The sequence below is a fragment of the Acinetobacter sp. BIGb0102 genome (assembly GCF_003815055.1).
GTDB classification, from domain to species: domain Bacteria; phylum Pseudomonadota; class Gammaproteobacteria; order Pseudomonadales; family Moraxellaceae; genus Acinetobacter; species Acinetobacter vivianii.
In genome coordinates, this window is the sequence record NZ_RKQE01000010.1 from 321217 (window position 1) to 333585 (window position 12369).

Sequence of the window (12369 nt, forward strand, 5' to 3'; positions counted from 1 at the left end):
CTAGATTGCCGATCAATCGTTCCTGATCTCGGGTTATAGGATTAGCCAGAGAAATCATCAATGACTTTATTTTAAATCGAAAATATTTTTCGAATGTGCTTCGTTTTGCCAAAAAATCGTTGAAAGCAGGGAATGTAAATGAATAAAACCACAATTAAAATAGGATTTGGCTTATTGGCCTTGACTGCATCGCTGCCCGTAATGGCGGGTATGACCTTAGGTAACTCAGAGAGTGAAACAGGGGCACTGACGCTGTCTGGTACCTTACGGGCCAATTATCAGAATAAAGATTATGGCGAAGCTGCCTCTGACCAAAAAATCAAATTTGATGCAGCCATTCTACGCTTAGGTTATGAGTCACCAGACTGGTTCGGCAAACTTGAATATCGTTGCTATCAATACGATACCTTATGTGATTTCTCCACGCTGGTGTATGGCTATGTCGGTTATCGTCTCAACTCGACCGATAATATTACCTTCGGTTTACAACCCATTCCTTTTGGCCCAAGTCGTTTCTGGGACAGCAGCTTCTATGCTGGGATCAACAACACTATGGGGTTGCAGGATGCGCTGGATCTAGGCGTGAATTATCATTTTGAACTCCCTAGCGCAACCAAAGTAGATCTCGCTTACTTTGCAACAGATGGGGGTAATTACCACGGCAATAGCCGAGACTCAGCCCGTTATACCGCCAATGTCGTACATTCCGATGATCCATTAAAAACAGATTTAAATGAAAAAAACATGTGGATGGCACGGGTCGATCAGGAGCTTAAATTTTTAAGTACAGATGATCTAAAAGTCTCAGTGGGAGGCAGTTATTGGTATTCCGAAATTGAAAATAAAAAGACCTCTGAGGATGGCAACCGCAATAGCTGGGCACTGTTCAATCGCATCAATTATAAAAACTTGAATGTGGTGCTGACAGGTGGCAAGCAATCGATCAGTAACCAAGACCAACTCAGCCCACATGCTTCCACCTTTGGTTCATTCGATGGTGAGTACGACATTGCCAACAAGGGCTATTTCTACACGGTCGATACCAGCTATAGCTTTAAGAATGTGCGTGATTCACTCAACGTAACACCTTATCTGGTATTCAGTGGTTTCGATAAAAAAGAAAAGGGCTTTGATGATTCCCAACGCAACATTGTCGGGGTGGCATGGGACTATAAAAACGTTTCGCTCTATACCGAATATGTAATGAGTAAGAATGATCCCTTTGTCGGTGGCACAGGCAGCTCACTGGCCGAAGGTGATGATGGTAAATGGAACAAATTGCTAAATCTCATGCTGGTTTACAACTTCTAGCGATGAGTCGTATTACAGCTTCCATTGATTCTGCTTTCCTGTAAAGCAACAGATAAGTGCTTAAAATTATGAACTCAATACGTACCATCTTGATTGCAAACCGTGGCGAAATTGCCATTCGTGTCATGCGTGCCGCCTCAGAAATGGGCATTCGTACAGTGGCAATTTATGCCGAAGAAGATAAACACGCATTACATCGCTTTAAAGCAGATGAGTCTTACTGCGTCGGACAAGGAAAAAAACCGATTGCTGCCTATCTGGATATTGCGGACATTATTCGTATTGCCAAGCAGGCAAATGTAGATGCTATTCATCCTGGTTATGGCTTTTTGTCAGAAAATCCTGAATTTGCTGAAGCTTGTGCCGAAGCAGATATCCAGTTTATTGGCCCTAAGGCAGAGGTCATGCGCCAGTTAGGCAATAAAGTCATGGCACGTAATGTAGCTGTGGTCGCAGGTGTACCTGTAGTTCCTGCCACGGGAGCTTTACCAGCAGATCTACAACAATGCCAGCTTGTCGCTGCCGAAGTTGGATACCCACTGATGCTAAAAGCCAGCTGGGGTGGTGGTGGTCGTGGCATGCGTGTGGTCGAACATGAAAATGAGCTTCAGGATGCCATTGAGGTGGCTCGCCGTGAAGCCAAGGCTGCTTTTGGAAATGATGAAGTTTATCTGGAAAAGCTGGTGAGACGCGCTCGCCACGTCGAAGTTCAGATTATGGGAGATCGACAGGGCAATATCGTACATTTATTTGAGCGTGATTGTACCGTTCAGCGCCGCAATCAGAAAGTGGTTGAACGTGCTCCAGCACCGTATTTAAATGACCTACAACGACATAAATTATGCGAAGCTGCGCTGAGACTGGCGCGTGCAGTTGGTTATACCCATGCAGGCACAGTCGAGTTCTTGATGGATGCCGATACAGAAGCGTTCTATTTTATTGAGGTCAATCCTCGTATTCAGGTTGAACATACTGTCACGGAAGAAGTGACAGGCATTGATATTGTGAAGGCACAAATCCAGATTACTGAAGGCATTTGCATTGGCAGTGAACAAAGCTATGTCCCGCAACAAGAGCAAATTAAGCTATTGGGACATGCGTTACAGTGCCGACTGACCACCGAAGACCCTAAAAATGGCTTTATGCCAGATTATGGGCGCTTAACAGCATTCCGTAGTGCGACAGGTTTTGGGGTTCGGGTGGATAGCGGGACGGCCTATACCGGCGCGGTTGTGACACCTTATTATGACTCCTTACTTGCCAAAGTTACGGTCAGAGGCATGAGTTCAGATGAAGCCAATAACCGGATGGTACGTGCCTTAAAAGAATTCCGTATTCGTGGCGTGTCCAACAATCTGGCCTTTCTTGAGAATGTGATTACCCATCCACTCTTTACCTCGGGACAGTGCACGACGCGTTTTATTGACACAACACCTGAGCTTTTTGAGTTAGCACCAAAGCAGGATCGGGCAACCCGACTGCTTGAGTTTTTAGGCAATATTACGGTGAATGGCAATCCCGAGATGCAAGGGCGTCAATTACCGACAGCTTTTCCACTGATGATTAATACTCCAGATTTTAAACTGGCATCACCAGCACCAACGGGAACGCGAGATCAGTTCAAACTATTGGGGGAAGAAGGTTTTTCTCAATGGATGCTTGATCAGAAACGGGTATTGATCACCGATACCACCATGCGCGATGCGCACCAGTCTTTATTTGCAACCCGCATGCGAAGTGCGGATATGTTGGCAGTTGCACCTTATTATTCACAGATGGCAAATGAACTATTTTCACTGGAATGCTGGGGTGGTGCGACCTTTGATGTTGCAATGCGTTTTCTAAAAGAAGACCCGTGGGAACGTTTAGCCAAGTTGCGCGAAGCCATTCCAAATATTCTCTTTCAAATGTTACTCCGTTCTTCCAATGCGGTGGGCTATACCAACTATGCAGACAATGTAGTTCAGCATTTTATTGCTCAGGCCGCCAAAGGTGGCATCGACCTGTTCCGTGTTTTTGACTCGTTGAATGCCGTGGATAATATGCGGGTGGCGATTGATGCCGTACGCGAATCTGGCATGTTATGCGAAACTGCAATTTGTTATACCAGCGATATTCATGATAACAGTCGTCGCTATAACCTGAAATATTATGTAGAGATGGCAAAACAGCTTGAAAAAGCAGGTGCCAATATTCTTGCAATCAAAGATATGGCAGGGATCTGTAAACCCAATGCGGCGCATGAACTGATTCGGGCATTGAAAGAGGAAACGGGGTTACCTGTTCATTTCCACACCCATGATACCAGTGGCATTGCAGCAGCCAGTATCTTGGCTGCAATTGATGCAGGAGTAGATGTGGTGGATACCGCTATGGATGCAATGAGTGGTTTAACCTCACAGCCAAGCATGGGCTCCATTGTCGCGGCTTTAAAACATACCGAACGAGATTCAGGTCTTAACCCACAAAATCTACAGCAAATCTCGACCTACTGGGAAGATGTACGCCGAATTTATGCGCCCTTTGAAGCAGATATGCGAGCAGGTACCGCAGATGTTTATCACCATGAAATGCCAGGTGGACAATATACCAATCTACGCGAACAGGCACGTTCTTTAGGGCTTGAGCATCGCTGGTCTGAGGTGTCGGATGCTTATGCACAAGTGAATTTACTGTTTGGAGATATCGTCAAAGTTACCCCAACCTCCAAAGTGGTGGGCGATATGGCTTTGTTTATGGTATCCAATCACCTCACAGCAGAGGATATTAGCAATCCCGCCTTAGACATTGATTTCCCAGAATCGGTGGTGTCCTTGTTTAAAGGGGAACTGGGAACACCTGCACATGGTTTTCCAGTCGCCTTGCAGCAGAAGGTACTGAAAGGAACGGCGCCACTGCACGATCGTCCTGGTGCAATCATGCCTGCTGTTGATTTGGCCCAGCAAAAACAGGGCTTACGCAATATTTTTGGTGATTTAATTGATGATCAGGCCTTGGCATCTTATCTGATGTATCCAAAAGTTTTTAATGAGTTTATGCAGCATAAGCTTAAGTTTGGCACAGTTTCTACTCTTCCATCCTCCGCTTTTTTCTATGGCCTAAAAGAGCAGGAAACCATTTCGGTTGAGCTTGAAGCAGGCAAGACGCTCGAAATTAAACTATTGGCACGTTCAGAAGTACGTGATGGCTGGGTCGATTTATTTATTGAACTGAATGGGCAATTACGTCTGATCCAGATTCAGCAGCAAGGTACTCAGGCAGCGCAACAACGTCCACAAGCTGATCCGATGAATCCTGCACATTTGGGTGCTTCCATGCCGGGTATGATCAGTACAATGCCTGTAAAAACAGGGCAATCCGTGTTAAAAGGTGAAACCTTATTTACCATTGAAGCCATGAAAATGGAGCTGGCGATCAAGGCTGATTCAGATTGTGTGATACAGGAAATTTTAGTTAATCCCGGTATGCAAGTGAAGAATAAAGATCTGGTTCTAGTTCTTCAATAATTCAGTAATCGTAAATTTGATAAGTGATCAAGATGATGATAAGCAAAAGAAATGCAACTTTAATAGGACTCATCGCTGTCCTGCTATGGAGCTCGATTGTCGGGCTGATTCGTAGTGTCAGTGAAAGTCTGGGAGCAACTGGCGGAGCTGCCATGATCTACAGCGTTGCTTCGGTGTTTCTATTATTTAGCATTGGATTTCCCAAGCTGCGTGAATTTCCGCGCAAGTATCTGATTTGGGGCAGCTTGCTTTTCGTTTCCTATGAGCTTTGTCTGGCCTTGTCGATTGGTTATGCCAATACCAACCGACAAGCCATTGAAGTCGGTATGGTCAACTATTTATGGCCAGCACTGACCATGGTTTGCGCCATTCTGTTTAATCATCAAAAATCAAATTTACTGATTATTCCTGGTTTTATCATTGCCATTGTTGGAATTTGCTGGGTGCTTGGAGGTGATCAGGGGCTTGATCTCGCCAGCATGGGTGCAAATATTCAAGATAATCCTTTGAGCTATGGGCTGGCCTTTATCGGTGCACTGATCTGGACTGCTTATTGCACCGTGACTGCCAGAATTGCCAATGGTAAGAACGGTGTCACCCTGTTTTTTATGCTCACGGCGGTGGTGTTATGGATCAAGTACCTGTCTATGGGTGCCGCACCAATGCATTTTGATTTGCATGCGCTAATTTACCTCGCGCTTGCGGCAGCCGCAATGGGCTTTGGCTATGCGGCATGGAATGTCGGTATCTTGCACGGCAATGTCACCGTACTGGCGGGCGCATCCTACTTTATTCCCGTATTTTCGGCTGCACTCGCAGCAATCGTTCTCCATACACCACTTTCAATTTCTTTCTGGCAAGGTGCCGCTATGGTGTGCATTGGTTCAATTTTATGCTGGATTGCCACGCGCCAGAAATAATCACGCTTGATTTTAATGAGGTCACAAATCAAGGACATATAACAACTTAATACTTAAAAGGAAAGGGCCTCAACCCACTCAATGGCAGAAATATAAACTTTGAAATAATTTCTATTTCAACTGTTTAGTGGGTTCGGCTTGCTTGTAACTAAGGAAGTAACATATGAATAATTCTAATATTTCAGTCGAGGATGTGCCTCTAAACGCATTTCATCAACGTCTAACGGTTTCGGTTGGCGGCGCTTCATTAATGGACGGCTATATACTTAGTATCATTGGTATTGCGCTGGTACAGATGACAGCCAACCTGCAATTAACGAATTTCTGGCAGGGGATGATTGCAACCTCCGCCCTGATCGGGATCTTTTCTGGCGGTTTATTTAGCGGCTGGCTCACCGATAAATTTGGTCGCCGCAAAATTATCTTTGTAGCGCCCGTCATTTTTCTCATCTGTTCGGTACTGCAATTCTGGACAGATTCGCCTGTCATGATTTTTGTGTTGCGATTTTTGATCGGGATTGCCATCGCAATCGACTATTCAGCGGCAACCAGTCTGTTTGTTGAATTTGTACCTAAAAAATACCGTGGTTCGCGTCTGGCTGGCTTTACCATTTTATGGTTTGCGGGTGCAGCGATGGCATATATTTTCGGTGACATCATTGTGCATGTTATGGGTGAAGAAGGCTGGCGCTGGGCATTGTCGAGTTCCGTGATTATTGGTGGATTGTTGCTAATTTCGCGAATGGGCACAGTTGAGTCAGCACGCTGGTTAATTACCAAAAATCGTTCCCATGATGCTGAAAGCGTGATTAAAAAAGTCTATGGTCAAAATTTTTCTCTAGCCAATTTACCGAAAGAGCCAACAACAGCAAAACTTTCACTGGGAGATATGCTGCGTATGGGCTATGGGAAACGCCTGATGTTTGTGATCATCTTCTGGACATGCGCAATCATTCCTGTGTTTGCTGTATATGCTTTCGCACCAAAAGTACTGGCGGCATTAAAACTGCAAGGGGATTGGGCGGCCTATGGTTCAGTGGCAATTACTTTATTGTTCGTGATTGGCTGTATTATTGGCACCAAACTGATTGACGTCTTGGGTCGTCGTAAAATGCTGATCCATAGCTTTCTCTGGTCAGGGCTGGCCTTACTTTTTCTCGGTGCATTTTCTGATTCTTCGGAAATGGTGGTATTGGTTTTCTTTGGTGCTTATGCGTTATTTATTGGCGGCGCGCAGGTACTGGAGCTGGTTTATCCAAACGAAATTTTCCCGACAGAGTTACGTCCTTATGCTATGGGCTGGGCAGTCTCGGCAACACGTATCGGTGCGGCGATTGGTACATTTCTGGTCCCTATGTCGCTTGAAACCATTGGGATTGGCAATACCATGTATGTTGCAGCAGGGGTCACGCTGGTAGGACTTATTGTATCAATCGCTTGGGCACCTGAGACCAAATCGAAAGATCTCTCTGAAGCGGCTGCGTTGAATTAAACACATTAGAACATTCCAAATGAAACAGGATATAAGCGATGACTTATATCCTGTTTCCCTCATCAATATGACTTATCTAATTGGAAATGCTTTTTTAAAGAAGGGTTTAATGGCAACCCAGTTACTGGAGAGCCAGCAAATAAACGAACCAAGTGTGACCAGCATGGTCCCTTGCCAGAACGTCACAGGCAATTCAGTATCGAGTACAAACATGGCTAAAATAGAGGAAATAATCGGAGTAAAATATGATGCAACCACTAGAATTGTGATATTGCCGTGAATAATACCGATATTCCAAGCAGCATAGCCCAATCCAACCGCAGCAGCGGCCAATAATAAATAGAGTGACAGACTCAGGTTTAAATCAGGCATGACCAGTTGATCCGTCAGTCCTAGTTTTAACCATAGTGTGAGTGCTACACCAATAAAGAAAATCGAGATCGGATTCTGTCCCTTACTCATTTTTCTGGTAACAACACAATAAAAAGCCCAGATAATTGCACCTGAAAGTGCTAAAAAATAACTCAGCGGATTATCTTTTAAATTGTTCATTACACTTTGAACACTGAACGAATCATTACCCGCCTGAATATAAATAATGCCACTAATGGAAATAAATAAGCCAAACAAAATCAGCAAATTAAACTTTAACTCTTTGAAGATCACAAAAGCCACAATCGTCAGACTCGGCCATAAATAATTCACAATACTGACTTCAATGGCTTGCTGTGAAGTTTTGGAATAGGCAATCGCAAAGGAAAAACAAAGTTCATATACAATGAAAAGCGTGGTCGCGAGAACTAGATATTTTTTAGAAATCAGTTTTAAATTTGGAAATCTGAAAATTGCCAATACAATCAGCGCACTAAAAGTATAGATTAATGTGATGCCCATGGCAGGCCCAATAGCGGCACTCATATACTTCACCAGACCGACCATGGATGCCCACATGATAATCGCGCTTAAGCCGATGAGTGTTGCAAGATTTTTAGACATAAAAACATTCAATATAAGAAAAATTGCGGGAGAAGGAGAGAGAAAACGTAATCAGCCGTACAGAATAAAAGAATCCTGAAAACTCGAATAGGACAATTAGGACGATATATAGAAAATATTGAAATGCAGCTTTTCTTGCACAAAGCAAAATATCTGAACCAATTTTAATCGATCGTAGCGCTTATTTCAGTTTTTCTACCCCATGACGCCGTTTTCGATAAGCAAATGGCGTTTCACCATATTGTTTTTTAAACCATAGAATGAAATGCGAACCATCAGAAAAGCCACATTCAATCGCAATATTGGTGATGTAGGCACTGGTGTTGGCCAGTAATTTACGCGCATGTTCCAGTCTTAAACGACGCCAGTAATTCGCTGGTGGTTCGTTGGTATTGGCGATAAAAGCCCGATGTAATTGTCGTGGGCTGGTATTTACATGTTCAGCGACTTCTTTTAGCGTGACATGGGCGCTGAGGTTTTCGCTCATAAAGGCAATCGCTTTCGCAACCATATGATTTTCATAGGTTGCAGGATTGTCTAAAGCCGTCGTTTGTTTTTCAGTAGTGGACGGTTTTTTCCCATTGATCAGCAAATAATCCAGCGTTTTTTGTGCGCGAATCTCGCCACAATGCAACCGAATTAGGTCAGCCGCCAAATCGATGGCGGTACCACCCGGACAGGTAAAAATCCCTTGGTCTTCAATATAATTCTGTTCTACCAGCGTGATGGCTTTTGGAAAACGTGTGACAAACTCATCTCGCGTAGTGAAGTGAATCGCGCATTTACGTCCATCAAGTAATCCAGCGTTGCCCAATACGAAACAGCCAGAACATAAAGCAATAATCGGGATCTTGGCGCTATGAAGTTGCTGCAATGTATCTAATAGATATTCGGGCGGTTCACGAGTTTCGCTTAATAGACCACCCGCAATAACGATATAGTCATAATTGTGCTTGAGTTGTTTTAAGTCCATGTCTTTGGTGGGATTCACAGATAACCCACAACTGGCATTCACAGGTTGATTGTTATAGGTCATCCAGTCCCATTTACAATAAATCTGTAAACTTCTAAAAGATTGATCTGCTGCAAATCTAAGTGCTTCAACAAAACCAGAGACAGGTGCCAAAGTGAATTTATCCATGAGAATAAAACCCACCCGCAGATCTGGTTTTATTTTTGCAAGGCTTTCTTGCGTAGGGGAAACCTCATCATAAGCATTAGATGATAAATGCTTCATATTCTTCACCGTCACTATCCCGAAGAGCAGTGTTAAATCAAAATGATTACTTATTTTATTGAATTAACATTCCTGTATCAGCCTCATTTTAACAGGTGTAGAGACTGTTTTTCTGTAAAAATTGAGTCAATATTGTCCCGCAGAATTTTATAAGGATGGATTAAAAGCTTATGATTCAGAAACAGGTAACTTTAAGTGTACGCCGTATGGAACAGCAAATCTTCCGAATGATACTGTTGATCATTTGAATGAACGTTATTGCAATAAAGACGGTTTTTTTTAGTGAATGGTCCTATGGTTATCGGCTTCGCGCGGCCTTAACTTATAAAGATCTTTTATCTGCAACTGTGATTACACCAAGTTTAACTTTCCGCCATGATATATGTGGCTATAGCCAGAACTATCAGGAAGAGCAAATGAGTCTGGCAGCAGCAATATCGGCAAATTTTCGACAAAAATATTCAGCAGAAGTCATTTATCAAAACTTTTTTGGATCAAATGACTTTAGTACGATTGATGACAGAGACTTTAATCACTTGCCTTTAAATATAGTTTTTAATTCATTTAAGTAAATCATATAAACATTCCAACAGCGCGGCTTCCGTTGTGCTGTTGGAATGTTTAAAGATGGGCTTTAAGCCTTAGCTAGATAATTCTGCATTTCCTCTATAGGAACCATCCCACCGCCAGTCCCCCATACAATATGATTGGCATGCTGTAACTGCTGCTCAGTAAATTGATGTAAGTCCGCATAACTTTGATGTTTGCTCACTAGAATTGGCCCTAACATACCTGCGAGTGCAGAAGGCTCAAGTTTCAGATTTTCGGACTGGTTGAGCATTCCGAGTAAGCTATACATGGTTTGATCGTCTAGTGTATAAAAACCATCTAACAATCGTTGCATGGCACGGCCGACAAAGCCCGAAGCACGTCCCACGGCGAGGCCATCTGCCGCCGTAATATTGTCAATACCAATATCCTGAACTGAGATTTCATCATGTAGCCCCGTCGCGACACCGAGTAACATACATGGGGAGTGAGTAGGTTCGGCAAAGATGCAATGCACGTGATCGCCAAACGCCATTTTTAGACCAAATGCAACACCTCCAGGGCCACCACCCACACCGCAAGGTAGATAAACAAATAAAGGATGTGCTTGATCCACTATAATATGATGTTGATCCAGCTGTTTCTTTAAACGTTCACCCGCAACGGCATAGCCCAAGAACAGGGTCTTAGAATTTTCATCATCAATAAAAAAGCAATTGGGATTCTTTAACGCTGCTTTACGGCCTTCCTGTACCGCAATGCCGTAATCTTGCTCATACTCAATTACGGTAACCCCATGAGCGCGTAATTTGTCTTTTTTCCATTGCCGTGCATCGGCAGACATATGAACCGTCACATCAAAGCCCAGTTTGGCACTCATGATGCCAATGGAAAGTCCTAAATTACCTGTTGAGCCGACAGCGATGCTGTATTGACCAAAAAATTTTCTAAATTCTGGACTATTCAGTTTGGCATAATCATCTTGAATAGTGAGCAAATTCGCTTGTAAGGCCAGTTGCTCGGCTCGAAATAACACTTCATAGATCCCCCCACGTGCTTTAATTGATCCAGAAATAGGCAAATGGCTGTCTTTTTTCAGCCATAGTTTGCCTGTAATGATCTGGTTGAAGTACGTTTCAAGAGACTTTTGCATATAAGGGATTGCGCTAAGCTCTGATTCAATAATGCCCTGACTTACACTGGTTTCTGGAAAAACCGCCATGAGGTAGGGTGCAAAACGTTGTAAACGATCACGAGCATCATCAATATCATCTTGAGTCAGGCCAACATAGGGCAAACCCTGCTCAAGTGTGGTAAATGCGGAGTTAAACCAGATCGTCTCTTTAAGTTCAATCAGATCTTTCACAATCGGATAGCGTGCAACAAGGTCTTGAATTTGATTCGAATCCATTCGGTTTCTCATAAAATTTGGATGATAAGTATAGTCAACGGGCTAAGATAATTCTATTTTTGGAGCATGATTTCAGTCAAATCAAGATTAAAACAAGAAAATGAAATTTAAGCGATAAAAAGAATGAAGGTTTTAGATAATAATAATCATTCTCTTAATTATGTATAATGTTCAGGCAATAATACCTGTATCAGTTGATGAATTATTTTTTAGAAATTCCACCAATGCTAGCATCAGCTTGCCTAAAACATGCAACCCTGATCCCACTTACAGCAAATACGATTTGTTATCGTGCAGACATTTCGATAATCAATCAGATTCGACAGTCCTATACACTTGAACGACCGAATTACTTGGAAAATGCCAGCGCAAAACGCCTCAATGAGTTTTTTGCAGGACGTATTTTGGCACAAGCCATCTTGCAACAATATTTTAATTGCTCAATGTGCATTAGTTCGACACAGCTAAAATTACCGCAATGGCCTAAAGGCTTTATTGGCAGTATCAGTCATTCAAATGAGCAGGTGATTGTCGCGATTTCATCGCAATCTGAATATTTAGGTATAGATATAGAACGAATCGTTGAGACCAGTTTTGCCGATGAAAGCGCAGCACTGATTTTGACTCCATGCGAACAAAAATTATGGCAAGCCGAAATCTCGCACTATTTAAATTTTCGTACATACCTGACGCTTATTTTTTCTTTAAAGGAAAGTCTCTACAAAGCCGTTTATCCAATTGCTCAAAACTATATTGATTTCTTAGAAGCAACAACGGTTGAAATGAACATGGAAAATCAATCAGCTATTTTAAAATTTGATCAAAAAACCGAAAAGTGTTATGGATTAAAGCCTGAATATGAGGGGTATTGGCAATTTAATAATGATGATGTCATTACATACATAGTACAAGGCAATTAATTTCTTAGATATGGATAAAACAGATAG

The 12369-nt window shown here is 42.8% G+C and carries 8 protein-coding genes and 1 pseudogene; 6 read left to right on the top strand and 3 right to left on the bottom strand.

All coding sequences use genetic code 11. The features are described 5' to 3' along the window. The first annotated feature begins 138 nt into the window (after positions 1–138). From EC846_RS04320 to EC846_RS04335, 4 genes are all read left to right on the top strand, one after another. Positions 139–1311, top strand: a complete 1173-nt coding sequence (locus EC846_RS04320) for a hypothetical protein (protein WP_123774317.1) — start codon at positions 139–141, stop codon at positions 1309–1311. A gap of 68 nt (positions 1312–1379) precedes the next feature. Next, positions 1380–4817 carry a pyruvate carboxylase gene (locus EC846_RS04325; RefSeq protein ID WP_123774318.1) on the top strand — a complete coding sequence of 1146 codons (3438 nt, stop codon included), beginning with the start codon at positions 1380–1382 and terminating at the stop codon, positions 4815–4817. A gap of 35 nt (positions 4818–4852) precedes the next feature. Then, the gene (yddG, locus tag EC846_RS04330; protein WP_123774564.1) at positions 4853–5737 is read left to right on the top strand and encodes an aromatic amino acid DMT transporter YddG; all 885 of its coding nucleotides are present in this window, start codon (positions 4853–4855) and stop codon (positions 5735–5737) included. A gap of 163 nt (positions 5738–5900) precedes the next feature. Further along, positions 5901–7229 (top strand): MFS transporter, encoded by a 1329-nt coding sequence (locus tag EC846_RS04335; RefSeq protein ID WP_123774319.1) that lies wholly within the window; start codon positions 5901–5903, stop codon positions 7227–7229. A 72-nt stretch (positions 7230–7301) separates the two neighbouring features. Here EC846_RS04335 and yddG (EC846_RS04340) read toward each other — a convergent pair whose 3' ends face one another. Both yddG (EC846_RS04340) and EC846_RS04345 read right to left on the bottom strand, forming a co-directional pair. Next, positions 7302–8225 carry an aromatic amino acid DMT transporter YddG gene (yddG, locus tag EC846_RS04340; RefSeq protein ID WP_123774320.1) on the bottom strand — a complete coding sequence of 308 codons (924 nt, stop codon included), beginning with the start codon at positions 8223–8225 and terminating at the stop codon, positions 7302–7304. Between the two features lie 181 nt (positions 8226–8406). Continuing rightward, positions 8407–9462, bottom strand: coding sequence for a GlxA family transcriptional regulator (locus EC846_RS04345; RefSeq protein ID WP_123774321.1), 1056 nt, complete (start codon positions 9460–9462; stop codon positions 8407–8409). 166 nt (positions 9463–9628) lie between these two features. Between EC846_RS04345 and EC846_RS04350 the strand changes: the two are divergent. Further along, a pseudogene (locus tag EC846_RS04350) lies at positions 9629–10021 on the top strand (DUF1302 family protein); the annotation flags it as partial. A gap of 75 nt (positions 10022–10096) precedes the next feature. On the opposite strand, the gene dsdA reads toward EC846_RS04350, so the two are convergent. Continuing rightward, on the bottom strand, positions 10097–11422 hold the full coding sequence (dsdA, locus tag EC846_RS04355; protein ID WP_123774322.1) for a D-serine ammonia-lyase: 1326 nt from the start codon (positions 11420–11422) through the stop codon (positions 10097–10099). 197 nt (positions 11423–11619) lie between these two features. Here dsdA and EC846_RS04360 point away from each other — a divergent pair, with 197 nt between their 5' ends. Further along, positions 11620–12342 (top strand): 4'-phosphopantetheinyl transferase family protein, encoded by a 723-nt coding sequence (locus EC846_RS04360; protein WP_123774323.1) that lies wholly within the window; start codon positions 11620–11622, stop codon positions 12340–12342. Positions 12343–12369: the final 27 nt, after the last annotated feature.

Coding starts and splice junctions, on each gene's coding strand:
- EC846_RS04320 (WP_123774317.1), top strand. CDS start 139: ATGAATAAAACCACAATTAAAATAGGATTTGGCTTATTGGCCTTGACT.
- EC846_RS04325 (WP_123774318.1), top strand. CDS start 1,380: ATGAACTCAATACGTACCATCTTGATTGCAAACCGTGGCGAAATTGCC.
- yddG (WP_123774564.1), top strand. CDS start 4,853: ATGATAAGCAAAAGAAATGCAACTTTAATAGGACTCATCGCTGTCCTG.
- EC846_RS04335 (WP_123774319.1), top strand. CDS start 5,901: ATGAATAATTCTAATATTTCAGTCGAGGATGTGCCTCTAAACGCATTT.
- yddG (WP_123774320.1), bottom strand. CDS start 8,225: ATGTCTAAAAATCTTGCAACACTCATCGGCTTAAGCGCGATTATCATG.
- EC846_RS04345 (WP_123774321.1), bottom strand. CDS start 9,462: ATGAAGCATTTATCATCTAATGCTTATGATGAGGTTTCCCCTACGCAA.
- dsdA (WP_123774322.1), bottom strand. CDS start 11,422: ATGGATTCGAATCAAATTCAAGACCTTGTTGCACGCTATCCGATTGTG.
- EC846_RS04360 (WP_123774323.1), top strand. CDS start 11,620: ATGAATTATTTTTTAGAAATTCCACCAATGCTAGCATCAGCTTGCCTA.